This window comes from Atrimonas thermophila, assembly GCF_045864955.1.
Classification (GTDB): domain Bacteria; phylum Atribacterota; class Atribacteria; order Atribacterales; family Thermatribacteraceae; genus Thermatribacter; species Thermatribacter velox.
This window is the reverse complement of record NZ_AP028803.1, coordinates 533,481-556,873: the sequence shown is the minus strand read 5'-3', so window position 1 is coordinate 556,873 and position 23,393 is coordinate 533,481. Positions and strand designations below refer to the sequence as shown.

Here is a 23,393-nt window from a genome sequence, read left to right as displayed (position 1 = left end):
CCGTAAAGCCGTTCACCCAATTTTTAAGACTTTTTTGAACAGGGCATTCCACTTCATGCTTAATCCTGCTCAGCTTTTGCCACATTAATAGATAATAAAATAGATAATAATAGATAAAAGCAATCGCTCTGTTGACAGAGAATCCAAAAAACAATATCATTATTAAGTGATAATTTATCATTATATTGTGATGAATAAACCGTGCCTGAAGTAAACCAGATTGTATTTCAGTCATCTCAGAAAGTTGCAAAAGAAATGACTTTATTAAATAAAAAGAGGAGGGTTTAACATGGTCAAAAAGATTTTGCTATTAAGCCTGTTTGTTTTTCTGGTTGTAGCTTTGGCAACTAATTCGGCTCTTGCCCAGTCCAGAGAGTTAACGATCCTGACCTGGGCGCACTTTGTATTAAGTTCAGATGAGTTCCTGGAAAAATTAGCCCAGGAATTCGGCCAGCAAAAAGGAATAACCATAAGGGTCGACAAGGTTTCTCTAAACGATGTACCTTCAAAACTCGCGGCCGAAGTGACTTCCGGGGCCGGCCATGATGTGGTTCTTCTGATGAACTATTCCACAGCTCTCTACAAAGACCATCTCATTCCCCTGAATGATGTCCTGGCCAAAATTGAGGAAAAATACGGACCTTACCAGCCAGCAGCGGAAGAGGCTTCAAAGATTGGGAATGACTGGTATTCCGTCCCCTGCTACTATACACCGTCACCTGGTGTTTACCGAAAAGATTATTTTGAAGAAGCCGGCGTGAATCCCCCCGACACCTGGGAAGACCTGTTAAAAGCAGCAGAAAAACTGTACCAGACCGGACATCCCGTTGGTTTACCAATAAGCCACTGCGGCGACTCCAATGATTGGCTTTTCCAGGTCCTGGCTGCTTTTGGCGCTCACGCGGTAGATCAGAACGGGGAAGTAACTATTAACTCCGACCAGACAAAGGAAGCAATCAATTACGTTAAGAACCTCTTTAAGTACATGCCTCAAGACGTCCTGTCCTGGGACGGCGCAGGGAACAACCGATGGATTCTTTCTGAAGTTGGTTCTTACATTATTAACTCTCTGAGTATCGTGGTAGCTGCAAGGAACGAGTTTCCACAAATCTTTGAAAACCTGGGTCTGGTGCTGCCACCCCGGGGGCCTCAGGGGCGCTATTCCACCACCAGCTTATATGCCTACGGGGTTACCAAATGGTCTCCAAACCAGGAACTGGCTAAAGAATTTCTCTTATTCCTCCTGGAAAAAGCAAACTTCAAAGGGTGGGTGGAAGCCAGTGGAGGCTACAATATGCCTCTTTTCAAGGACCTCACGCCATTCGAAGACTTAAGCTCCTGGAAAACCTATCCAGACATCGAGGTAGTATTTCAGATAGGCGACTTCTATCATCTGGCCCTCTGGCCTGCCCCGGCTGGTGGAAAAGCTCAACTCACCTATGATTCTTATATAATTCCAGACATGTTTGCCTATGCGGTAACTGAACAGATGACCGTGGAGGAAGCAATTCAGTGGGCAGAAAAACAACTCGAAGAGATATGGCTCAAATAACAAAAAAAGAGAATAAACTTTGCACCTGCAAGTCAGCAGATGGAATTGCTCACCATCTGCTGACTTGCCCAAAAGAAACCATGAAAATTCGACAAAGAGAAGGGTTAGTTGCTTACACCTTTTTGCTTCCTGCTTTAGCAATTGTTTTGAGCATGGTAGCTTTACCCCTTGTGATGTCTCTTTACCTTTGCCTCACCGACACTCGTATTGACAGGCCAGGAAAGTTCATCGGCATAGAAAATTTTCGGTTTCTCTGGCAAAGCGATGTTTTCCGGACAACGGTTTACAATTCCGTACTTTTCACCTTCGCATCTGTTATCCTCAAGCTATCTATAGGCCTTGGTGTGGCTCTTCTTCTTTTTCAGCCCCAATTCAAAAACAAATGGATAAGAGCCATTATTCTTTTGCCCTGGGTCATACCCTCGGTTTTTGGTATCCTGGGATGGCTCTGGATACTGGACCCTCTTTACGGATCGCTTAACTGGATACTGAACCATCTGAGTTTTTCCAAAATACCATGGTTAGCTTCGCCATTCTGGGCAAGGTTTTCGGTAATACTGGTAAACACCTGGCGAGGTGTCCCTTTTTTCGCCATAGGCCTCCTGGGAGGGCTGGTAGGCATTCCTAAAGAAATCTACGAAGCAGCGGAGGTGGATGGGGCCAACCCTTTCAAAAAATTCTGGGCGATAACCCTTCCCCTTTTAAAACCTCCCTTGCTCGTGATTACACTTTTCTCAATAGTCATGACCATTTCAGACTTCAGCATCGTCTACATCCTTACCCGGGGAGGACCCGTAAATGCCACTCAAGTCTTTGCCACCTTAGCCTACCAGTACGGCCTGAGTGGGGGGAAGCTGGGAATGGGTGCAGCAATCTCTCTGTTCATGTTTCCCTTCCTGCTGGTTTCAGCAGTGATTATGCTGGGGATCATAAGTAAAGGAGAAACTTACTGAGGGTATAACCATGCGGAAACAAAGCCGAAAAAAATACAGGTTCAGCAGGATGCTTGCCCTCTTACTGCTTACTGTGGTACTGGTCTTTGTTCTCTACCCTTTCTATGCCATGATTTTAAGCTCTTTCAAAACCACTCGTGAGCTGTACAACATCCATTCCAATCCACTGTGGGTCTCAAAACCCACCTTAGAAAATTATCTACACCTTTTTACCAAAACCAATTATCTCAGGTGGTATCTCAACTCTGCATTGGTGGCTGCGGTAACGACTACCGTATCCATATTTTCAAGCGTTCTGGCAGCCTATGCCCTGTCCCGCCTAAGATTCAGGGGTGCAAAAACTATGGGAACAGGCATATTCGTGGTTTACTTGATACCACAAACTCTTTTGTTTATTCCCCTTGCCAAAGTCGTGAACTCCCTTGGAGTATCCAATTCCCTGTGGTCTCTGATACTTACCTATCCAACCTTTCAGATACCCTTCAGCACCTGGCTACTCATGGGGTATTTCCGTAACCTTCCCAGAGAAATAGAAGATGCGGCAATGGTTGACGGTGCCTCTCGACTCCGGATTCTCTGGGGCGTCGTCTTTCCTATGTCCTTGCCAGCAGTGGTCACTGTAACCCTCTTCTGCTTCACGCTTTCCTGGGGAGAGTTGATATATGCTCTGGCCTTTATTTCCGACTCCTTGAAGCAAACCCTGAGTATAGGTACCACGACCGAGCTTATCAGAGGAGATATGTTTTTCTGGGGACCTCTCATGGCTGGGGGATTGCTTGCCGCCATACCAGTGGTACTCACCTTTTCTCTACTGGTAGATTACTACGTCTCTGGCCTGGCAGCAGGAGGCATAAAATGATTTCTTTTCCTGGAGCTGTTCCGTCCTTAATGTGCCAAGAATCCAAAAGAAACTTGCAAATAGAAGAATTCTCTTTCCCACTTGACAAGTCAGGCAATAAAAGCTACTATTTTCACAAAGTGATGTTATATTATCAAAATATGATAAAGGAGGACCGGCCATGCAAAGTTTTGATGAATTAAGAGAAAACATCAAGGGAGTCGTAGTGGTAATGACCACGCCTTTCAAAGACAACTACGAGGTGGACGAAGAAGGAGTACGCAAGTTAACCAGATTCCTGATTGATAGCGGCATAAAAAGGGGGACCGGGGTACTGGTGCCAACTGGAAGCACAGGCGAATGCCCCATGCTCAGCGATGAAGAGCGGGCAAGAATTTTCAAAATAGTCAAAGAAGAAGCCGGAGACGCGGTACCTGTCCTTGGAGGATGCAATCATACTGATACGCGAACAGTCATCAAACTGGTCAAATACGCCGAAGAAGCCGGGCTTGACGGCGTTATGATCAGCCCACCCTATTACTGGAAACCCAACGAAGAAATCATTCTCACCCACTACAAAGCAATAGCCCGAGAAAGCAAAATGGGCATCATGGTCTACAACAACTGGTTCGCCTCCCAGTGGGATATTCCGGTAGAAACACTGGCAAAACTGGTTGATGAAGTACCCAACATAGTGGCCCTCAAAGAAAATACCCCTTACATTGAAAAATTCTGGAAAGTGGTCAACGCCATTGGAGACAAAATCTCAGTCATCAATGGTTCGGGAGAACCTCATGAACCATACACAGCTCTGATGGGGGCCAGGGGTTTCGTTACTGGAGAAGCCTGCATCATCCCTCAAACCTGTGTGGCTATTTACCAGGCAGAAACCCAGAAAGACTATGAAAAAGCCAAAGATATACTGCTCAAGGCTAAACCTTTACTTGATTTCTTCTTTGCTGGAGAACATGGTGCTTCTTACCTTATAAGAATAAAGGCTGCAATGAATCTGGTTGGGTTACCCGGTGGTATTCCCAGATTACCGCTTCTTCCCGCCAGCGAAGAAATCAAACAACAGGCCAAGAAGCTTCTCGACGAATATCCCTTGCCCGAACCATGGAATAAAAAATAAACCGTACCAGGCAAAAAATGCACGATATTTTACGGGAGAAGTGGGGGAGCCACCACGGCTCCCCCTTTCATTATCCTCTCTCCCTGGAGAAGGTGAAAAAAATGGAACCAATCGTTGTTAAAGCAGAAGCACTGAGCAATTACGCTCAGTGCGTTCTTATGAAGGCGGGCCTGAAAAAGGAAGATGCTCGCATAGTCGCTGATACTCTGGTGGAAGCAAACCTGCGTGGCGTGGACACCCACGGTATTGTCAGGTTACCCCTTTACTACTTAAAGAGGATTAAAAAGGGGCTCATTAACACCGACCCTGATTACCGGGTCATCAAAAAGTCTCACAGTACTGCAGTGGTCGATGCAGACGGTGGACCAGGACAGGTGGCTACTTTGCGAGCAATGGAACTGGCCATAGAAATGGCCAAAAACAGCGGAATAGGATTGGTAACCATCAAAAACAGCAGTCATTTTGGTATGGCAGCCTACTTTGCGATGAAAGCCCTGGAAAGGGACATGATTGGCATAGCCATGACCCAGGCAGATTCCCGGGTAGCTCCTTTTGGAGCCAGAAAAGCCTACCTGGGAACCAATCCTCTGGCCATTGCAATACCTGCTGAAAAACATTTTCCAATAGTACTCGATATGGCAACCAGCGTGACTTCAATGGGTAGCATAATACTTGCAGCCATGGAGGAGAGAGAAATACCAGAAGGTTTAGCCATCGATGAAAATGGCCATGCAACGACTGACCCCAAAAGAGTCGCCGCCTTGCTTCCTGTCGGTGGACCTAAAGGTTCCGGTTTAGCAATTATCATTGACATTCTGTGCGGTATCCTTACCGAGTCAAACTTTGGTAATCACATCCACCGGGGAGACGATTTCTCCAAACCTGAAAAACTGGGACATCTTGTAGGAGCAATCAACATTGCTTCTTTCTGTGACCCAGTAAAGTTTAAACACAGAATAGACCAGATGATATCCGAAATAAAAAGTCTTCCTCCCGCTCCAGGATTTGATGAAATTCTGCTACCCGGCGAAAGAGAATTCAAAACAAAAGAAGAGCGCCTGAAAAAGGGCATTCCAATCCCTCAAGAATTCTTTGAAAAACTACAGAGGCTCGAAGGTTGTTATCTGGAAACAGATTAACATTTCCCCACAGTGTAGTATAATAACTGGCGGGTTATTGTTTTTCATCCAGAGTTTGAGTTCTATCACAAAAGAGAGGATATGATGCGTAACTCAAGAAAAAATGACACCTTAAAATCGGTGGAAAGAGCACTTCAAATACTGGAAGCTTTTACTCTGGACCATAATGAACTGAGCGCTGCAGAAATCGCTCAGAAAACCGCCCTTCCCAAAGGAAGTATCTATCGCTTTTTAAAAATACTGCTCAACAAGGGTTTCCTGGTTCGTGATTTCCGGAGCGGCAAATACCGACTGGGAATCAAGGTCTTCGAGCTGGGAAGCATTGTCTGGAAGGGTATGAGCTTGAGGCAAGTGGCTCTGCCCCTCATGGAAGAGCTCTCCCGCTGGAGCGGAGAAACAGTACACCTTGGAGTCCGGGATGGACATGAGGTAGTGTCTATAGAGGGTGCAGAAAGCGACCAATCCTTGCGAATAGCCCTCCCGGTTGGCAAAAGAGTTTGTCTCCATTCAACAGGTATTGGTAAGGCTATTCTTGCTTTCCTGAGTGATGAAGAAATTGAAGAAATAATTGAGAAGAAGGGGCTTCCAGTTTTCACACCCAATACCATAAGCACCAAAGAAGCACTGTGGAAGGAAATCAAAACCATCAGAGAAAGGGGATACGCAGTAGATAACGAAGAAAATGAACCTGGTATACGCTGTGTTGCTGCTCCAATAAGAGATTACTCAGGCAAGGTTATTGCCTCCATGAGCATTTCCGGACCCTCTATGAGAATTACCGACGAAAAAATCCCCCTTTTTGCTCAGAAAGTTATAGAAACCTGCAAAAAGGTCTCCCGTAGCCTTGGCTACGTAGGAAGCTAAGAGTATGGCTACGAGAACGTGAGCATCAAATAACTCCATTCACCACATAAAGCGGTCTTTCTCCTCGCTTAACCCGCAAGCAGTTTTCAATCACCACTTCGCCCAACCTCTCCAGAGCTTCCACTGTGCTCCCTCCAATGTGAGGAGTTAAAACCACATTATCGAACTCAAGAATTCTGTCCCCCTCAGGTAGTGGCTCTCTGTAAAAAACATCCAGAGCCGCTCCAGCAATGCGTTTTCTCTGCAAGGCAGTGATGAGAGCAGCGTGATCCACCAGTCCACCGCGAGAAGTGTTCACAAGATAAGCTCCGGGCTTCATAAGCTCAAACTCTCGCTCAGATATAAAGTTCTGAGTCCTCTCAGTAAGCGGCATGTGAATGGTAACTATATCTGAGACTTGCAACAACTCTTCTTTGGACGCTGCCAGAAAAGGGCTTCCTGGTAAGTGGGAGCAACTCTCACCAGCAGAAGACCCAGCGACCACAAACCGAGAAAAGTACATATGGTGTGCAAAATGTGAACTCTTAGCCCATTCCGAAAATGAGCGGTTACGTAAACCGCCAGAGAGAGCGAAGAACAGAAAGCGAAAAACAAACCTATCTTGAAAAGGTTTTCCGCAAGCATCGGCGCGCAATAACTCCCTCATCTTATGCTAAGAAAAACTGCTCTTTAAGTGCTCACAAAGTTATTTTAGCATGAATAAAACGTCTTAACCACTACAAATCAGCACCGTTAAATCCCACATAGTTCAGATAAAACCACGCAACCTTCCGGGATGGGTTCGAATGTAAGTTCGGTTTAAATCCCACATAGTTCAGATAAAACCTTCGCCTTTCACCAGCACGCCGTTGAGTTTGTGAAGTTTAAATCCCACATAGTTCAGATAAAACTTAAGCGATGGCATGGGTATATGCTCCCATCCCAAATTAGTTTAAATCCCACATAGTTCAGATAAAACACCCTGAAATGCCTCCACTCCCTTCAGTTGTCCCTAAGTTTAAATCCCACATAGTTCAGATAAAACCCCCAAGACTTGACAAGAGAATCTACACCAAAAAATATGTTTAAATCCCACATAGTTCAGATAAAACTTTTTTTAGGTAAGCCCTTGCCAGAAAATCTTGTCTGTTTAAATCCCACATAGTTCAGATAAAACATAGCGAAACTCTATGCCACTGACCCTGAGTTCTACTGTTTAAATCCCACATAGTTCAGATAAAACGCTTTTGGTTGCTCGATGTAGACGGTTTCGTTGTAGTTTAAATCCCACATAGTTCAGATAAAACACGCAAATGCTGACCACGGGTTGTTCGTCATTGACATGTTTAAATCCCACATAGTTCAGATAAAACGCAAGAAGGATTGGAAATCGTTGGTTTGTTTCGCTTGTTTAAATCCCACATAGTTCAGATAAAACCTATGATAGTTTTCTCTCTCCCTGCCTGCTTTTTCACGTTTAAATCCCACATAGTTCAGATAAAACGGGGTTCAATTTATGGCAATAGCTATACGTATCATAAGTTTAAATCCCACATAGTTCAGATAAAACGCTCAGCGCCGGCTCAGATCCAGCCTGCCACGCAGGCGTTTAAATCCCACATAGTTCAGATAAAACAATTTTTCAGTTATTACGATTATCAAGGCGGTAGCTTGTTTAAATCCCACATAGTTCAGATAAAACGGGATAAAGATATGGCTCTTACTACCATATCTCTAAATCGTTTAAATCCCACATAGTTCAGATAAAACGCTGCACTGGGAATTGCCGAGAGCACTTTCTATAGGGTTTAAATCCCACATAGTTCAGATAAAACTCTTCAAGCGAGTCTGAATATGCAAAGGCCGACGCATGTTTAAATCCCACATAGTTCAGATAAAACCCGTCTTGATTTCGGACAGTTCTCTTGTTTGTTTGCGTTTAAATCCCACATAGTTCAGATAAAACGCTTCAGGGGGTAAGGATTGAAAAAAGTTACACGCGTTTAAATCCCACATAGTTCAGATAAAACACTTTTCAGGAGTCAAAGTTTCCCGGCAAGAAGGATGTTTAAATCCCACATAGTTCAGATAAAACGCAGTTCTACCCTGCCATCCTCGAAACGAACAAGGAGTTTAAATCCCACATAGTTCAGATAAAACCTGTGCCGTTCGTACGGGAATCCTATATCTTTGTTCGTTTAAATCCCACATAGTTCAGATAAAACATTGAAGGCGTTGACAAATACATTAAGTGGAAAGAAGGTTTAAATCCCACATAGTTCAGATAAAACGGAGTTCGGGATATTTACGAACGAGTGAAAATCAATCGTTTAAATCCCACATAGTTCAGATAAAACTTTTGAGTAATAAAGGTAAGAAAGGAGAATGATATAAGTTTAAATCCCACATAGTTCAGATAAAACTTGAGCGCACCATTAACAATGGTGTGCAGCATTCGGAGTTTAAATCCCACATAGTTCAGATAAAACAAAATACAACCTCCAGGCAAAGAGAGTAACCCTGTCGTTTAAATCCCACATAGTTCAGATAAAACTACGGCCCAAGCAAGCTTTTGCGCTCCAGCATTGTCGTTTAAATCCCACATAGTTCAGATAAAACCCAGTCATTCTCTAAAAAAGAAAATAGACTTATGTTGTGCAACTCACAAGAGCTGCACAACCTCGCAAAAAGAATAAAAATGGAAGCTGAAAGCGATATTTTTGCATCGAAGCTGGAGTAGTGTTTGATGCTACATCCCAAAAATGCACTCAATCCTTTATAAGAAACTCGTTTTAAACACCTGGACAAGTAAGGCCCCCCGATGCAGTAACCAAAAATATTAAATAAGGTTAAAAGTGTTCTCCTTTTCGCAACCAACAACCCGTTTCCTACAATACTCCCTGATCTCGAAACAATACACATAAACCGAATCAGAATCTGCGTTGATAACACTCTTTAGTTCTTGCAAACATTTCTCAAGCTTTCCCTCACTAATTTCCCCCTCAAAAACCGAATTCTGAACCCAGTTAAGATAGCGCTTAAGCACTTTCCTAACCCGATTAACCCGCTCTTCTCCAATGTCATAAGTCACAATGCAGTAAGCCATCACCACCACGCCTTGAAAGGAGCGTATACTTCATCTCCCAAAAGATGCCGGATAAGTTTGTAACACTCAAGCCTCAAAATAGTACGGTAGGAAACCTTTCTTTTAAGGCGGCGGTGTTTAATGGTAGTTTTAAGCTTCTGGTCAAAAGCCTTAAGAAACTTTTCCTTCCCCCTGTCGTTCAAGTAGCAACCATTGAGGTCTTGGTCAAAGTCATCCTTGGTAATCAAACCGGTATTAATCAAGCGAAAAACCAGTGGGTCAGCGATTAAAGGTTTAAATATTTCGGCAAGGTCGAGACACAAAGAAAAACGCCTTTCTCGTGGTTCATGGAGATAGCTTATGGTAGGATTAAGCTGGGTCCGATAACACTCAGAAAGAATGGTGGTATAAATGAGTGAATTACCAAATGAGATAAGCGCATTTACCGGGTTGGAGGGTGGACGTTTTTCTCTTTTCTCAAAATAAAATTCCTCTTTTAAAAAGAGATTAAAAGCCTGATAATAAATCTCCTTAGCTCTACCTTCACAACCCATCAGTTCGGCAATAGAAGTTGCAGAGTAAGCCTTATCAAGCTCTTCCTCAATTTTTTGAATGAAAGGTTCAGTCCCGGAATACTCTCGAAGATTACGCTTGGCGTGAAACATGGCCCCCTCAACAAACGCCAGGGCCAAAAAGAAGCGTTTTTGGGGGTCAAGATAATGTTCAACCTGGCGCACCAGAAGCTCTCCGGAAACATTTTTGTCTCTGGGCAAAAAGGTGCCACTATAGTTACCGTAATAATTATAAATATGCAGGGGCTTACCTTCCCGGGCCAGAAACACTAGAAGTTCTTTATTAAAGTTCATCTGGCCAAAAACATGGATAGAATCAATATTCTCGATGGGAATCACTTTCTTTTCCCCATCGCTCTTTTCAACCAAAAGAGTGTTTTCGTTCCTCTTCAGAGTACCACTACATAAAAGGTAATAAGACTGCATGGGTTCATCCAAAGCAAAACTCGAAATAAGCACACTTCCTACAATAGGGCTTTTTCTCCGCAACCGGTGGAGAGGGCATTGTCAAAACCTCTTCGATACCCTTCATAGCCTCTTTGAGTTCGCTTATCATTTCATCGGTAAGAACCACTTCCTTACTCTTTCGTAGCCTCGGATAGGAAATGATGCCTTTTTTGTTAATACCCAGGCCCTTTAAATAAAAAAGATAGTACCCAATCTGCATGATGCTTGCTTTTTCGAAAACCTTACTGTATTTGACTTCCCTTACAGTATCCCCCTCAACCAGGTCGATAGCTATAAGGTCATCAATGGTGACTCTCCGGCGTTTCTTTCTGGGATAACTGTACTCATCAAGGAGTTTTCCCAGCAAAACCCGCTCCGACTCCTGTTCCATCTGTATACCACGGTCAAACAGCCAGAGTTTTCGCTTGCAAATAAAAAAGTAGTTTATTTTAACGCCAGTAATGCGTAGAGAATCAAAGGATGTTTCCATCATCCGCCATTGCTTTCTGCTCCTTTGCTTTCACTTTTGTGAAACCCAAATCGCTATAATCGCCAGGAACAACAAAAACATTGTCCAGCCAGCTCTGGAGAGGATACTTACCGAAAAGTTCCTGTTCGTAGCTTGAAGCCAAGTTGAAAAGCCTGTGAAAAGCTTTAGCACCCTTCGTCACCGCTTCCTTAGCCACCGCCCAGGAAACGGAAACCACGTATTTCGACAGGATATCCCTCTTAAAGGCCGCAAAGCTTTTCCTTTCTTCACAAAGGTCATCACTTACGAAAGCAACAACATCCCTATAAAAAGCCTGTAGGAGATTCTCTGGCACAACTGATACGTCGGTAATTCTCCTGAAAACCTTTTGTGCCTCGCTTTTTCTTGAAGATACATATCCAGCATCCAAAATCGAAAGCGTATTAAAGAAGGTCTTAATGTACTCTGTATTTGTTTCTTCCATTGCCTGATAGAAAAACCAAACCAGGCGATATTTATCGTACTCAGAGAGCAAAATTTCACCCTCTTCAATTTCCAGAGAATTTTTACCTTGCTCGTTCACAGCGTTTACAATCTCTTCTTTGATTTCCTCTTCACTTTTACCCGCAAAGAGCCCGTTGAAAATAAGGATGCTACCTGCAAGCAATTCCCAGGGGTAGGGAGAACTTTTGATGGTTTCTTCTGTGGAAAAAAGGTATACGTTGGGCACATTTAAAGTAATCCTGTATTCTTTCCCGCTTGGAGCGCGATATACCCCTTCTCCAGGGCTATCAAACTGAGGGCCGATGCGTCTCAAAACCCTGCCCATCCTCTGCACCAGAGAGTCCAAAGGAGCAAGCTCTGTAAACAGAATATCGGCATCCATATCAAGAGAAGCCTCTACCACCTGAGTGGCAACAAGTATTTTGGCACCATCGGGAACCTCCTTGGGATTCCTGAAACTCCTCTCTACTTCCTCCTCCAGGCTCTGGCGATCCGAAACGGTAAAACGCGAATGAAGAAGCAAAAGCTCTATATCCTGACTCTTTAAGTTGCGCAGTTCTTTATAAAGCTCCTGGGCTCTGGGAACGGTGTTTACAACCACCAGCACTCGTTGTCCACCGTCGCGCCTTGCTTCTTCAAGAATTCTTTCCGTAAGAAAAGAAGGGTTTTCAGCCCTAAAAGCCTTAACCCGGTGCTTCCTAATACGTTCAAACCTGGCTCGTTCTTTCTCATATAAGTTGATGAAAGAAGCTTCTGGAACACCAGTGCGCTGCATGATTTCTCTTTTTACAAACTCTGGAAGTGTAGCAGTCATGAGGAGAAATTTACCACCCATCTTTGTCAAATCCTCGGTGAATTTCACAACTATAGCAGCAGCCTCCGGTGAATAAGCCTGCACTTCATCAATGACCAGACGCGCGTAAGAGAAAGTGGCATAAATTTTTTCGTATCCAGGCGGACGCAAAGCATAAGGGAAAAACTGGTCACCAGTAGATATACAGGCTGGAAAGGCCAGCTGCCGAGACAAGTGATAAGCGGTGTAGTTATCCTCGTACTCAGAACCGGTTTTTCCTAATGCTTCCTCCAGAAAAACCAGGTCGGCATCGGAGTGAAGCAATCCTAAGCTATCGCCCCACAGCATCTTGCCTCTTCTGTACATCTGGTTAACGGCAGCGCGCAGGGGTAAGGTATAAAAAAGCTTACTACCTCCCGCCCACAGAAAAGCAAATTCAGTCTTTCCACAACCTGTCGGAGCAATCAGGATAAAGTTCTGCTCACGTTTCCCTTCCAATATCTCTTCCTGCCACAGCTTGCTAACCCCGGCTTTTTCTCTTAGAGAACTGGTCAGCTTATTCCACACCTCTTCACCGGTCAAGCCTTTTTCTTCAGGATTAAAAAATCGCCCTTCTTCTTCACAAAAAGAGGCAAAATGATCGCAGCGCTGGAGAAAACCGCTCAAAAGCACAAAAAAGCGCTCCCGTTCCCCCTTAAACCCCAACCTCGCTGGTAAGCCCTCAGCACGATAAGGAAGGAATACAAAATCGAGCAATGTCAGGCCATTTGCCAGAGCCTCTGCCAGCTTGCGGTTAAAGCTTAAAAGCCCGGGATGCTCTGCAAGGGTTGTTATTCCCTCCATCTCCTGCTTGAGATTCTGCAAAAGACCTTCTCGCCACTCTTCATCCTGTAGCAATTTTTTACAAAAGGCAACCAGCTGGTCGTTTCTTCCTCCCAGATACTCAAAGAAATTCTCTCGGAAGTGGTGAAAAGCCACTGTGGTCAAAAGAAAATCTGCTCTTTCCCTTCCAACTTCTTTTTCCAAAAACGTCGGGTCAACAAAAAATAGCGAAGCCAGAGAGTGTGGAATGTTAAAATGAATATCGAACGGCTGATACCCCTCATTCCCCAAGACCTTAAGCTGAAAAGAAGGTAAAACCTTTCCAAGGTCATGGCACAAAATCGCAAGGCGCAAGGTTTGCTCAATTTCAGCCCAGAAGGCGCTTTCTGCAAGCTTCTCCCTGAAGCTCTCAAACACCATATTTAAATCCTGAATATGGTCTCTCAAACGTACCTGATTGGATTTAGCAAGCACCATATTCATTGCAATCTCTCCTCACACACCCGGATTTAGCAAAAACACCGGGAGACCCTTTCGGCCAAAAGAGCTGTCAAACAAAAAGCTGATATTCTTGATGCGACCATCGCTGAGCTTGGCAAGAACATACCGAAAGTCCCGACTCCCCTCTCGCAATTCCCAGAAGAAGGGTACCCGGTAAAAAATCCCCTCTACCTGAGTGAAGTCAAAACTACCACCAGGCGGCAGAAACAATTTCTCGGGCACCCAAAAAAAGTGCTCAAAATCAGCATCCTTTGCCTTAAACTCAAGTGAAACATCTTTGTTTACATCCTCCACAACTACCCAGTCTTCAGAGCGTCCAAGATAGAGAGGATAAAAACGCTCTGAAGGGTTTTGAATCTTCTCGCAAAGGCGCTCCAAAAAAGCATAGTCTTCGTGCACAAGATACACAACAATCCTGACTTCATTGAGCACATCAACCCAGACTGGCAATTGGCCCCCGGGGTGCTCTCCCACCCCCCACATTGTGCGTCCCTCTGCAGAACCAAAACGGCTAATGTGCTGCTTTTTGCCCAAATTGCGAAACCACATATATTCGGTGGTTTTGGTCTCAAACCGCCCAGCAATTCCTATTTTGGCCGCTTTGAGTCTTTGAAAATCCTCGTTTGCCTCGGGATCTCTCCCAAGAGTATGACCTCGAATGTTCAAAACATTGCACAGAAAACCACGCACCGTGGAATAAGGGGGAATAGGATAACTGTGCCTCCTGCGATAAGTAAAGGGAAGTCGGTAGTGAGCGTGAGGTTGATAAAGGACCACTCGCAAAGCTTTAACAGGTTCACCCTTCACGATTCCGCTTCCCCCTCTCTTGTATCACCAAAGCTAAAGAGTTCTTTTTTAAAGTCATTCCACTCCGCCTTAAGCCGGGCGTTCCACTTTTTCGAGGCTTCTTCCTTTTCTCTTCTGTCCCATCTGACCCTCTTGCTCTCAAAGACAAAGACAGGGCCTTCCACCCAGGAATTACTCAGTCCATCAAGAAGTCCAGAAACTTGAAAATCAGACCCTTCTCTGTCCTCATCCGAACCCAACACAAGATAAGAGTGAAAGACTGGAGAAGGAACTTTTACCCCGGAAGCAACCAAGAAAATTGGGATCAAGGTGTTAAGCTCGTTGCTCGATTGGGCATAAAGTCCATTCTTTATGGTCTCGAGAAGCTGCTCTATCCTTTTTTGCTTTATATCTGGTTCCAGCAGAAAGGTTACTTCCCATTTGCCTGAACTCAATTTTTGAACCCTAATCTCGCCCACCTTTTCGCCTTCACCGTTTAAGCACTCATAGCAGCCCTCAGTATCTTCCCGCTCTTTAACGGGGGTTATTTCTTTCGTGATACTTTTTTGTTCCCACCTGATAAAGTGAGAGTCAAAGTACCATTTTGAAAACTCACCCCACTAACAATCCACACGTCTTGGCCCAAAATCTGAGTATCTATGGTGAAACTCGCTTTGTAAAAACTGCAATGTTCCTCTTTGTTATAGGGATTAGGTGTTACTGAAAGACCATTCTTTATTCCCCGGTTTACCAGGTCATGGTTAGCATAAAACGCCATGTCTCCCTGATAAGGGGAAAAGGACAAAGCTTTGGTTATTCCCACTGGAGCCCGACGAGTGATTGAAGCCTGCTCACCTATCGTGTACATATAGCCAAAAGCGTCGAGCTCGGCATAGGTCAGAATATCAGCCTGGAGAATGTCAAACTGCACCACCTCCCCCTGCCCGGTAACCGGAGCTGGGCACCAGTCGCTGGGATAAGCCCTCTGAAGAGCCGAAAAGAGATAGTGACGCAGAGCAGGTTTACCAATAAAACTCAAAGTTTCCTTTCCCCGAGTCAGCTTTTTGATAGAGAGAATATTACCTCCCAGCTTCTCATCACGATTCAAGGCCTGCGCTTCATAAATAACGGTAATGGTAATGTTTTTCATTTTTTCATCCCTCCTCACTCTGTCTATAGCCTTCTCCTAAAAGACCACTCAGAAAAGAATATATGAACACCTTGAAAAGGTCATCTGAATAAGCGGGATTGAAAACTTTGGCCAAGTCCGGATTAATCGGATGTCCCTGAAAAACATTGAGCAGCGAAAAGAAAACTTCATCTCTTTTACCCATTCTGGTCAGCTCAAGAATCCGATAAGCCAGACCCTTAGGCGATTTTTTCTCAGAATCGTAAATCCGTCCATGGACTTCAGTACCCCGCAAGCCGAAGCCATACCTGTGAAGCTTATCGCAAAGTGCCTTTGCGCTTTCCCTGGTTAAAGCATTGTAGAGCCTCTCAAGCGCTACCCTTTGAGAAGCATCGGCATTCTTTAGCGCATACTCCAAAGCGTCCTGCAACTGCAAGCTGAAATCAGAAAGCAAGTTCACAACCCTACTGAATTCTTCCGCCCCTGCTCCCGCCATGGATAGTGATTTAAGAATTTCTTCCCACACTCTCTCAAGTTCTGAAAACAACTGCTCTCTATCGCTCATTACCCTTCACCCCCTGTTTTTCCTGAATAAGGGCATAGAGAGAAAAAAGCCTGGAAGCAAAATTAACCAAGTTATCCGGTCGATCCTTGTTACGGGAAAGGCGAAGATGCTGATTGATGTATGCCTTTTCCTGTTTTCCCCACTCGTTTTTCCTTTTTATACCGATGGCCATAATCTTTTCTCCAAGTTCTACGATTTCATAAAAACGCTCCTCAAGCACCATCTTCAAAACCGAAAATTCACCAATATCTGAAAGGAGCGATGCCACTCGCCAATCAAGGAGAAGGTCAGCTACCTGATAAGGAAGGACGTAAAAATCGATCGTGCCATCCCTCTTCCAGCTCACCACCTCTATGTTCATTTTGGTCCACATTCCAAGTTGGGCATTGACGCGCATCGCAAACTCTATGAGGCTCACACCCAAAAGCTCCCGGACAAAAGAGATTTTCTCTCTGCTGTAAACCTCCTTGACCAGACGGTTAAGATACCACATCACCTTAAAAGAAGGAGCGTTTACAAAAACCGAGGTACTGGCCTTACCATCCGAATCGATAAGCTCCAAAAATGATAGGTGTTGATGAACAAGCAAAAAGGAGCAAAGAGGGCAAACGCAGCTACCACTCCTCAAGTTCCACAAGCTATTTGGAAATTCTCCTATAGAAGGGGCTAGCATCATATTAAGGCGAACATCGAAGGTGCTTACCCCAGATAAGAAAGTTTTCAGAAATGAAAACCTTTGTACCAGTGCCTGCAAATGAGGTTCAGGAATTTCAAAATTCCTCCCACATACGCTGCAAGAGTGCAAAGACGATTCCCGAAGGTTTTCAAGGGCAGCAACATAGGCTCCAAAAGCACTTTTATCCCAGGAGGGCTGCCAGTAATTTCTGTAAATTTTCGCCTGTCCTGTGATTGCTGCAAGTCTCGTTTCCGAAAAATATCTCAAATCCCAATTAAGTTGTGCAAAAAGGTTTGCAGGCAAAACTACTGTTCCATCTTCTTTTAAAAATCCTTCTACCTGGATTTTCTCTACTTCCTGCAGGGAATGCAAAAATCCCACCACTCCAGCGTTATACAACCAGTTACTCGGATAAAGGACAATTTCACTCAACCCAAACCACCTCCAGCATGCCGAAACCCTGAGAACGTCGTCTGCCTATACCCAGCGCCTGAATATATTCAAGATCAGCAGGATTCCCCCTGAGAACGAACTGACCGCTAAAGCAGGTAAAGGTATAAATTCGGGAAGTCTCTTCTCTTTCCCTTATGGCATGCTTGACGACTTCCTTTTTAATCCTGAAGGGCTGAAAAACCAGCTTCTCACGAAGGCCATTTCCCCGTATCCCCCAAAGCAGCGCATCTGCGTAGTAATTGAATTCTCTCGCAAATCTTTCCCCATCTCGATCAGGCAACAAAGGCTTACCCTGAGCGTCCTCGATAAGAACCGGAGAAAGAGTGCGAAACATAACGGTATTTCCCGTAATTCGTTTTTCCCGAAGGGGAACAACCACTTCAGGATACGGGATAGAAAACTCGCCTTTTTCAAAGGGATAAATTTGCTTTGAAATTACCCCGTTATAAAAATCCACCAGCAAGCTGGGATCAACAGTTGAGAAGTATAAACTCAACGGTGATTTAAGCACAAACCACTCTTTATTCTCCTGAAAACTTTTCAGGTCATGGACAAAACGCACCGCAAAGCAGAAAGGCTTGGGAGCTTTGTTGCTTCTTTTTTGATCAAAATGAAAGAGACGGAAAAAGCGATGACTTCCAGATGGAGTGGCCTTCAAAGCTTCCTTGAGGAAACTCATAAAGGCGTTGCGGTAAAGAAGGGGAACCCTCTCGATTGCAAACTGAACCCGTAAACGCAAATCTCCCCACCTCCTCGAATCCCCCTTTTAAAGCAAGCACTTTATAAGAAAAAATTTTCGGACTGTTGCTCCTTCAAAAATCACCTCCTTCTTAGAGAATAAAAGATGCAAATCTTTCTCCGAACCATCGCGGTAATCTACGAGGAAATAACTCGTTCACTTTAACAATTTTCTCTCCAAATTCATTTTACACCCTTACAGGGTCATTTTCTGTCGCTGTGATATATCTTTTGCAATTTTGCAACTTCTTCCTGGATTTCTTTCCGCAAATATGTGGGTTCCAGGACTTCAGCATGAGCTCCATAGCCTATTACCCAGCGCTTGATTTCTTCCGGATTAGCGCAAACGGTGAAAACCACTCCCCCATCGGGTAACTCCTCTATCTTCTGGGTGGGATGCCAGATGCGCTCTTTAATCCAGGCTGTCTGATAGCTGTCAAAGCGAATGCGCACCTGCGCTAAGTCCCCACGGTACATACGGAAAGCCCGGTTGAAATACTCCTGGGGTGAAAAGTCCCGAGGTCGTTCGAAGCTTTCTTCAAGCACTTTTACTTCCTCAATGCGGTCCAAAGCAAAATCCCGAACCTCATCCCGCAAATGACAAAAACCGCAGAAATACCACACCCCTTCAAAATTGTAGAGGTGATAGGGATCAACTTTGCGCTCACTCACTTCTCTTGAAGAGAGGCTATGGTAGCGAATCAAAACTCTTTTTCGCTCGGTAACAGCCCTGAAAATCGCACTAAAAGTCTCACTTACGTCCACCCGCATAGCAAGGGGCATCAAAAAAGGAGAAAGAAGCATATCAAACTCTTCCCGGCTCATTTGCAGGTTATCAGGAAGAGCCAGACTCAACCTTTCTCCCAACCTGTTGAATGCCTCTTCGAGGGGGGTACCTCTAAAGCGTTCAGCAACGTTCAAAAAAATGAACAGAGCCAGAGCCTCTCCCTCGCTGAGTCCTGAAAAGGGCATAGACCAGGGATATTCAAAGTAATAACCCCGGCGCTTCCTATCGTAGGCAATGGGCGCTCCAAAATCGTCCCGCAGTGCCTCAATATAGCGGTCAATGGTACGCTCGCTTACTTCAAGAATGGATGCTAAATCCGAAATGCCGGGATAATTGCCAAGTTGAATTTCCTGAGTAATACGGTAAAGTCGAAAAAGCAAAGAGCGCCGGGAGAAAAGGCTACGGTAGTCCCTGCTTTTACTCTTTTCCGGCTTGCTCCTTTTCTCTTTTATCTTCCCACACCTCCCACATTCCAAATCCAGCTGAGTTTTTGTTGCCCAACCCGGTCTGATAGACTACTTCCAGAAGCTCCGGATCTCCCTCCACCTTGAAAACCCCGGTCCAGCCCACAATCGGCGTTCCTTTGAAAAGCACCACCGCTTTGTTGCGCTCCGGGGAAAAGCGGTAGGGATGAATGGCAAATTTTAATTCATCTGCGCTCTTCCCGGTTACCAGGAAATACTTTTTGCGGGCATTCTCAAGCAACAACTGATTAAACTCAGAATCGGTGGGGCTGAAAAAGTGCGTTCTTCTTTTACCTTCCACCTGAGTGGTCCGGTAAACGGTAACCGGAGCAAGGAAACGCAGAAACATTGCTTCCCGCAGCTCCGCTTCCGGGCACACCTCGACCCGCGACAAAAAAACTTCCTGACCCAGAAGGTCGGCTGAACGTCGAAGTAAGGCTTCCCGAATCAGGTTTTCCAGTATCTCATAGCGGGGAGTTGCAAAGCAAAAAGAAAAACCATGAGGAAAGAATAACCGTCTGCGCCCATCAACTTTCCGAAAATGCCCTTTCTGAAGAATTCTCGAAAAAGTGAACAACTTGAAGCGTCGCTTCCCATAGCGAAAGCCCTCTTCGTGAAGGTTTTCGGCAAAGTCCGGGGGTAAAAGGTGATAAATCAGGTGCTGAAGCAGGTGATTATAGTGAAGGGGCAGCAGAATGCCTTCTCCATCCCGAGCTGTAAAGGTTAATTTCGCTCTCAAGGTTTCACTCCTCTTTCGTAGTATTTACTGGTAATTGACTGACTTCACCGCCAGCCAGCCTAAGGGCCTGTCTTTCTGGTCTTTGTCTTGAATCACCCAGCGGGTGGTCGGGAAAACCAATTTGCCGTTTTTAAAACGCTTGGCATCCTTAATCAGGTGAGAAATCTCATCATTCTTAAGCAAAATCCCGATGGAGTTGAAAAAGTACGTCTTTCCAAATCCCAAACGGAACAAGGGAAAGTTGAAATTTGCCAGCTTCCTGTAAAAACCGAGTAAACCTTGATAAGAATTGCCAAGCATACTCAGAACCTGCATTTCCCGCTCTATGAGTGTCGAGGTATACTCTTTAAGCACCTCAATAAGGCTTCTTTCTTTCTTAAAAAACTCCTTCCAGTATTCAGGAATATCCGCTTTTTCAAAATTAGGGTCGATACGCACCTGAAAATTAAACTCAACCCCGGGAGGAATGGCCACCGCAAAAAGAGGTATGGGCCTGTTTCCGCGTCCTTGTCTTCCCAGGTGATAAACCCGTAATTTCTCAAGCGGGCAAAAATCAGAATCGCTGACCTGCAAAAACCGCAAAGCGTCGTCTTCAGCTCCTGGCTGTCTTCCCTCGTCTGCGTTGCTCCTCTTGCGGAAAACATTTTCACCAGTGTAGGCTTGCTTTTCAGTCTTGTTTTTATTACCAAGTATCTCATCGAGAGCTGCCCTACCCTTATCCCGGAGATAGTGAAACATCAAAGCGGTGCGTAGCATACCCTTTACAGAGCTTCCGGGAAGAAAAGCACCTTTTACAGAGAGAACCGAGAGCTTCAGGTTGCGGGAATGCCCCTGCAATTCTTTTGCCGAGCTGCAACTCCAGGATACGCGGGCAAAGTTAGCTGCATCAAGCTTACGAGATTCGAAAAAGTCAGCTATGTTTCCCGACTGACCAAGAGCCATCCTGGTTAGCTCGCCCAGCGCTTCCCGGTCGCCACTTTCTGCCAGCCAGCGTTGAAGTTTTTCGTAATCTATCATATGCAAACAATTCTTTTTAGCATCCAGTACAAAATCAACCACCGGAGAAAGTGTTTCTCCGCTACTGACACAAACCGGTGTTACAGTCTGAACTTTTAACTGCATCGCACATCACCTCAGGAAAACGCAAAACCCAGAGCTTTGCCGTAAGAAATCACCCTATAATCATCACGAGGAGCAACATCAATGTTACAGCCTGCAAAGGGCAGGCGGACGATTGAGCCTTCAACCAGCTTGAAAATTGGTTTTTTGTAAAAAGCGGTTGGACCACCGTGGTAAACGAAACCCCTCCGCAAAACCAGGTCGTAATAAATCAGATTGCCAGTTTCTTCCCGGTTGGGAAGAGCCACCGAAAAAAGCGCCAAGTAATTCCCCTGGTCAGGAAGTTCAATTTCCTCGCTTTCCCACCGATCAAAAATTCCCTTTCCCTGATGGCGCTCTCCGCCAATGCCTTCTTCAACCAGCAGATTTAGCGCCGGCTGCAAGACTTCTTCAAACCGCTCGTAGTGCACCAGGAAGTACAGGAAAGGAGTTGTGTTTTCCGTACCCGTGGTCAGCACCAGGTTTTCTTGAAAATAAAAGCCTCCCTCCTCAAAAGCGGTGTTGCTCACACGGTCTATGGCAACGTGAGGTTCCACTCCGCTTAAAAAACCAAAGCCCTGCAAAGCCCCCAGCATTTCTTTTTCCTCAGAAAGCAAGGCAAACCTTCCTTCCAAGGCAAAAATTTCTTCATTAAGTAAATTGCAGTCAAATCGCAATTGCTTCGCGTTAAATCTGGAAATTACCTTTGCAAAAGCCTTCCAGGAAAACCAGCTCACTTTTTTTTCTTTCTTGCGCCGTAAAAGATCCGTATCAGAGGTGGAAAATGGAGCTACCGGGCGAGGCAGAAAAAGCAGGTCTTTCCCGTCTTCGCTGCGCAAGCCCGGAAAGAGTGAGGAAAGCACTACTCTTTCTGCAAATTGTAAAAGCACTCCTTCATCATAGAGCTTCAACAAGGCGTTACACAATGCTGAGAAAAGCGTATCAGCGTGAATCATACTCTCTGTCCGGTCCATGCGTCCCGCCCCGGGACACAGGCAGACTACGTTTTTCGAAAAAAGTTTGACCACCCGGCACTTCATTAGTGTTCACCTGCTCCATAAAGAGCCTGGCTTACCTTTTCGCAAAGCTCGTCCAGTTTGTGGTCAGCATCCTCGAAATTGGAAAAGGGAATATCGGAAAACCAATGAGCCTGATTTTTGGTCTGATAATCCTTGCGGGTTTTCCAGGAAAAAGCGAGATTTCGAAAAGTAACTTTTCCGTAACCCCGGGTACCACTGCCACCCAAATAATCATCCACAAGCAAACGCAGGCCCTCCCAGAACTTACGAATAAGCTTTTTCACGTCATCCCCTTCGTAAAAGTTGACCACAACCTCGCCATCAAACACCGCTCCTGCAGGAACTCGCTCCATGGTTCGGGGATGCTGCGCTGTCCCCTTCAGGCGGTCAATGATATTCTCCATTTTTTCCTCGGTGAGTGGGATTTCATCATCAAGCAGTTTGCTGTCCTTGAGAGACTCTCGATATTTTTCAAAATTCAAAAAAGCATCGCGGAAGCAAAGTCGAGTCAGGGTTTTGTTCTTATCGGAGTGAGCACCAAAGAGCTGGCAAACCTCGCACTGACCACAACCACAGGGGTCACCCTCTCTCCGAGCGACTCTCACACCATCTTTGCGATCCAGAAGGCAGCGGATCTTTCCTTTGAGCGAAGAAGCAGGAATATAGGGCTTGCCATCTACAGTCTTTATGACCGGGTTATCCAAGCCTCCTATCTCAGCGCTATCTCGTGCACCCCCAATGCGCAAACCGGTGAGCGCCTCGATTTCAAAGTAGATAAACAGCTTGCCCAGAAAACGGTTCATCTTGTCATCCCTCCTTCTTGCGTCGATACTCATTTATCCCCATAAAATTTGTGGTAGGCAACCAGGGCTTCAGCAAAGCGCTGGATGCTGCGCAGGTCTTCCTGGGTTTTGACACCCGCTGCACAGTCGTTAAACACTATGAAAATAGCGCCTATAAGCTTTTTTTCCCAAGGATTATCCTCTCTACCCACCATGTAAGCCAAACGGGGTATACTCAAAAGAAATTCTTGGGGACTTCTGGCTCGATGAATAATTTCGTATATCTTGCGCATACGGGTGGAATTGATTTTACTACGTTTTTGGACAAAACTCTTGACCTTCTCGTTAAACTGCTTGAACTGCTCGATATCCAGCCGGTCGAAGTTAAGTACTTTTTTTACATAGTCCGGGCCAAGGTCCTCACGTACCTCCCTTCTCCACTGTTCTTCCTGAGGGACACCTGAAGCGCCACTTCTCCCTGGATTAGTTCTTGCCTGAGGCATTTTC

At 45.1% G+C, this 23,393-nt stretch carries 24 protein-coding genes and 1 CRISPR repeat array; of the genes, 6 read left to right on the top strand and 18 right to left on the bottom strand.

The window, feature by feature from the left end:
• Window positions 1–289: 289 nt before the first annotated feature.
• From ACKTT1_RS02990 to ACKTT1_RS02965, 6 genes are all read left to right on the top strand, one after another.
• Window positions 290–1,552, top strand: a complete 1,263-nt coding sequence (locus tag ACKTT1_RS02990) for an ABC transporter substrate-binding protein (protein ID WP_412710135.1) — start codon at window positions 290–292, stop codon at window positions 1,550–1,552.
• An 80-nt stretch (window positions 1,553–1,632) separates the two neighbouring features.
• On the top strand, window positions 1,633–2,505 hold the full coding sequence (locus tag ACKTT1_RS02985) for a carbohydrate ABC transporter permease (protein ID WP_412710134.1): 873 nt from the start codon (window positions 1,633–1,635) through the stop codon (window positions 2,503–2,505).
• 49 nt (window positions 2,506–2,554) lie between these two features.
• A complete protein-coding gene (locus ACKTT1_RS02980; protein WP_412710133.1) occupies window positions 2,555–3,364 on the top strand; it encodes a carbohydrate ABC transporter permease in 810 nt (269 codons plus the stop codon).
• A 160-nt stretch (window positions 3,365–3,524) separates the two neighbouring features.
• Window positions 3,525–4,475, top strand: a complete 951-nt coding sequence (locus ACKTT1_RS02975) for a dihydrodipicolinate synthase family protein (protein ID WP_412710132.1) — start codon at window positions 3,525–3,527, stop codon at window positions 4,473–4,475.
• A 101-nt stretch (window positions 4,476–4,576) separates the two neighbouring features.
• The gene (locus tag ACKTT1_RS02970) at window positions 4,577–5,614 is read left to right on the top strand and encodes an Ldh family oxidoreductase (RefSeq protein ID WP_412710131.1); all 1,038 of its coding nucleotides are present in this window, start codon (window positions 4,577–4,579) and stop codon (window positions 5,612–5,614) included.
• A gap of 120 nt (window positions 5,615–5,734) precedes the next feature.
• Window positions 5,735–6,478 carry an IclR family transcriptional regulator gene (locus tag ACKTT1_RS02965; protein ID WP_412710130.1) on the top strand — a complete coding sequence of 248 codons (744 nt, stop codon included), beginning with the start codon at window positions 5,735–5,737 and terminating at the stop codon, window positions 6,476–6,478.
• A gap of 25 nt (window positions 6,479–6,503) precedes the next feature.
• On the opposite strand, the gene ACKTT1_RS02960 is transcribed toward ACKTT1_RS02965, so the two are convergent.
• The 18 genes from ACKTT1_RS02960 to csm2 all read right to left on the bottom strand — a co-directional run bounded on the left by ACKTT1_RS02960 (window position 6,504) and on the right by csm2 (window position 23,389).
• On the bottom strand, window positions 6,504–6,881 hold the full coding sequence (locus ACKTT1_RS02960) for an NAD(P)-dependent oxidoreductase (RefSeq protein ID WP_412710129.1): 378 nt from the start codon (window positions 6,879–6,881) through the stop codon (window positions 6,504–6,506).
• On the bottom strand, window positions 6,863–7,102 hold the full coding sequence (locus ACKTT1_RS02955; RefSeq protein ID WP_412710128.1) for a hypothetical protein: 240 nt from the start codon (window positions 7,100–7,102) through the stop codon (window positions 6,863–6,865). Before ACKTT1_RS02955 ends, ACKTT1_RS02960 begins: the two co-directional genes overlap by 19 nt.
• Window positions 7,103–7,208: 106 nt before the next feature.
• Window positions 7,209–9,076: a CRISPR direct-repeat array (repeat unit 29 nt; unit sequence GTTTAAATCCCACATAGTTCAGATAAAAC).
• Between the two features lie 220 nt (window positions 9,077–9,296).
• Entirely contained in the window at window positions 9,297–9,563 is a 267-nt protein-coding gene (gene cas2 / locus ACKTT1_RS02950) for a CRISPR-associated endonuclease Cas2 (RefSeq protein ID WP_369017646.1), read from the bottom strand.
• Complete coding sequence (cas1b, locus tag ACKTT1_RS02945) at window positions 9,563–10,540, bottom strand: type I-B CRISPR-associated endonuclease Cas1b (protein WP_369019418.1); 978 nt, start codon at window positions 10,538–10,540, stop codon at window positions 9,563–9,565. Before cas1b ends, cas2 begins: the two co-directional genes overlap by 1 nt.
• 4 nt (window positions 10,541–10,544) lie before the next feature.
• Entirely contained in the window at window positions 10,545–11,054 is a 510-nt protein-coding gene (gene cas4, locus ACKTT1_RS02940; RefSeq protein ID WP_369017647.1) for a CRISPR-associated protein Cas4, read from the bottom strand.
• Window positions 11,035–13,632 carry a CRISPR-associated helicase Cas3' gene (gene cas3 / locus ACKTT1_RS02935; RefSeq protein WP_369017648.1) on the bottom strand — a complete coding sequence of 866 codons (2,598 nt, stop codon included), beginning with the start codon at window positions 13,630–13,632 and terminating at the stop codon, window positions 11,035–11,037. Before cas3 ends, cas4 begins: the two co-directional genes overlap by 20 nt.
• A 12-nt stretch (window positions 13,633–13,644) precedes the next feature.
• Window positions 13,645–14,457, bottom strand: a complete 813-nt coding sequence (gene cas5b, locus ACKTT1_RS02930) for a type I-B CRISPR-associated protein Cas5b (RefSeq protein WP_369017649.1) — start codon at window positions 14,455–14,457, stop codon at window positions 13,645–13,647.
• Entirely contained in the window at window positions 14,454–14,915 is a 462-nt protein-coding gene (locus tag ACKTT1_RS02925) for a hypothetical protein (RefSeq protein ID WP_412710127.1), read from the bottom strand. The genes cas5b and ACKTT1_RS02925 overlap by 4 nt, the downstream gene beginning before the upstream one ends.
• A gap of 65 nt (window positions 14,916–14,980) precedes the next feature.
• Window positions 14,981–15,586, bottom strand: a complete 606-nt coding sequence (gene cas7i / locus ACKTT1_RS02920; RefSeq protein WP_412710126.1) for a type I-B CRISPR-associated protein Cas7/Cst2/DevR — start codon at window positions 15,584–15,586, stop codon at window positions 14,981–14,983.
• Window positions 15,587–15,590: 4 nt separating this feature from the next.
• Window positions 15,591–16,130 carry a hypothetical protein gene (locus ACKTT1_RS02915; RefSeq protein WP_369017651.1) on the bottom strand — a complete coding sequence of 180 codons (540 nt, stop codon included), beginning with the start codon at window positions 16,128–16,130 and terminating at the stop codon, window positions 15,591–15,593.
• Window positions 16,120–17,238 carry a hypothetical protein gene (locus ACKTT1_RS02910; RefSeq protein WP_369017652.1) on the bottom strand — a complete coding sequence of 373 codons (1,119 nt, stop codon included), beginning with the start codon at window positions 17,236–17,238 and terminating at the stop codon, window positions 16,120–16,122. The genes ACKTT1_RS02915 and ACKTT1_RS02910 overlap by 11 nt, the downstream gene beginning before the upstream one ends.
• On the bottom strand, window positions 17,231–17,998 hold the full coding sequence (gene cas6 / locus ACKTT1_RS02905) for a CRISPR-associated endoribonuclease Cas6 (RefSeq protein WP_369017653.1): 768 nt from the start codon (window positions 17,996–17,998) through the stop codon (window positions 17,231–17,233). Before cas6 (ACKTT1_RS02905) ends, ACKTT1_RS02910 begins: the two co-directional genes overlap by 8 nt.
• Window positions 17,999–18,201: 203 nt before the next feature.
• On the bottom strand, window positions 18,202–19,164 hold the full coding sequence (locus ACKTT1_RS02900) for a helix-turn-helix transcriptional regulator (protein WP_412710125.1): 963 nt from the start codon (window positions 19,162–19,164) through the stop codon (window positions 18,202–18,204).
• Between the two features lie 37 nt (window positions 19,165–19,201).
• Complete coding sequence (gene cas6 / locus ACKTT1_RS02895; protein ID WP_412710124.1) at window positions 19,202–19,987, bottom strand: CRISPR-associated endoribonuclease Cas6; 786 nt, start codon at window positions 19,985–19,987, stop codon at window positions 19,202–19,204.
• 24 nt (window positions 19,988–20,011) lie between these two features.
• Window positions 20,012–21,109: a type III-A CRISPR-associated RAMP protein Csm5 gene (gene csm5 / locus ACKTT1_RS02890; RefSeq protein ID WP_412710123.1), complete on the bottom strand. Its 1,098-nt coding sequence runs from the start codon at window positions 21,107–21,109 to the stop codon at window positions 20,012–20,014.
• An 11-nt stretch (window positions 21,110–21,120) separates the two neighbouring features.
• Entirely contained in the window at window positions 21,121–22,059 is a 939-nt protein-coding gene (csm4, locus tag ACKTT1_RS02885) for a type III-A CRISPR-associated RAMP protein Csm4 (RefSeq protein ID WP_412710122.1), read from the bottom strand.
• A 65-nt stretch (window positions 22,060–22,124) separates the two neighbouring features.
• On the bottom strand, window positions 22,125–22,907 hold the full coding sequence (gene csm3 / locus ACKTT1_RS02880; protein WP_412710121.1) for a type III-A CRISPR-associated RAMP protein Csm3: 783 nt from the start codon (window positions 22,905–22,907) through the stop codon (window positions 22,125–22,127).
• 29 nt (window positions 22,908–22,936) lie between these two features.
• Window positions 22,937–23,389, bottom strand: a complete 453-nt coding sequence (csm2, locus tag ACKTT1_RS02875; protein ID WP_369017659.1) for a type III-A CRISPR-associated protein Csm2 — start codon at window positions 23,387–23,389, stop codon at window positions 22,937–22,939.
• Window positions 23,390–23,393 lie beyond the last annotated feature (4 nt).

What these genes read in the sequence shown, in the direction of transcription:
- ACKTT1_RS02970 (WP_412710131.1), top strand. Translation starts at nt 4,577, where the DNA reads ATGGAACCAATCGTTGTTAAAGCAGAAGCACTGAGCAATTACGCTCAG.
- cas4 (WP_369017647.1), bottom strand. Translation starts at nt 11,054, where the DNA reads ATGATGGAAACATCCTTTGATTCTCTACGCATTACTGGCGTTAAAATA.
- csm2 (WP_369017659.1), bottom strand. Translation starts at nt 23,389, where the DNA reads ATGCCTCAGGCAAGAACTAATCCAGGGAGAAGTGGCGCTTCAGGTGTC.
- ACKTT1_RS02980 (WP_412710133.1), top strand. Translation starts at nt 2,555, where the DNA reads ATGCTTGCCCTCTTACTGCTTACTGTGGTACTGGTCTTTGTTCTCTAC.
- ACKTT1_RS02975 (WP_412710132.1), top strand. Translation starts at nt 3,525, where the DNA reads ATGCAAAGTTTTGATGAATTAAGAGAAAACATCAAGGGAGTCGTAGTG.
- csm3 (WP_412710121.1), bottom strand. Translation starts at nt 22,907, where the DNA reads ATGAACCGTTTTCTGGGCAAGCTGTTTATCTACTTTGAAATCGAGGCG.
- ACKTT1_RS02955 (WP_412710128.1), bottom strand. Translation starts at nt 7,102, where the DNA reads ATGCTTGCGGAAAACCTTTTCAAGATAGGTTTGTTTTTCGCTTTCTGT.
- cas1b (WP_369019418.1), bottom strand. Translation starts at nt 10,540, where the DNA reads ATGCAGTCTTATTACCTTTTATGTAGTGGTACTCTGAAGAGGAACGAA.
- cas2 (WP_369017646.1), bottom strand. Translation starts at nt 9,563, where the DNA reads ATGGCTTACTGCATTGTGACTTATGACATTGGAGAAGAGCGGGTTAAT.
- ACKTT1_RS02990 (WP_412710135.1), top strand. Translation starts at nt 290, where the DNA reads ATGGTCAAAAAGATTTTGCTATTAAGCCTGTTTGTTTTTCTGGTTGTA.
- csm5 (WP_412710123.1), bottom strand. Translation starts at nt 21,109, where the DNA reads ATGCAGTTAAAAGTTCAGACTGTAACACCGGTTTGTGTCAGTAGCGGA.
- cas3 (WP_369017648.1), bottom strand. Translation starts at nt 13,632, where the DNA reads ATGAATATGGTGCTTGCTAAATCCAATCAGGTACGTTTGAGAGACCAT.
- ACKTT1_RS02985 (WP_412710134.1), top strand. Translation starts at nt 1,633, where the DNA reads ATGAAAATTCGACAAAGAGAAGGGTTAGTTGCTTACACCTTTTTGCTT.
- csm4 (WP_412710122.1), bottom strand. Translation starts at nt 22,059, where the DNA reads ATGGACCGGACAGAGAGTATGATTCACGCTGATACGCTTTTCTCAGCA.
- ACKTT1_RS02915 (WP_369017651.1), bottom strand. Translation starts at nt 16,130, where the DNA reads ATGAGCGATAGAGAGCAGTTGTTTTCAGAACTTGAGAGAGTGTGGGAA.
- cas7i (WP_412710126.1), bottom strand. Translation starts at nt 15,586, where the DNA reads ATGAAAAACATTACCATTACCGTTATTTATGAAGCGCAGGCCTTGAAT.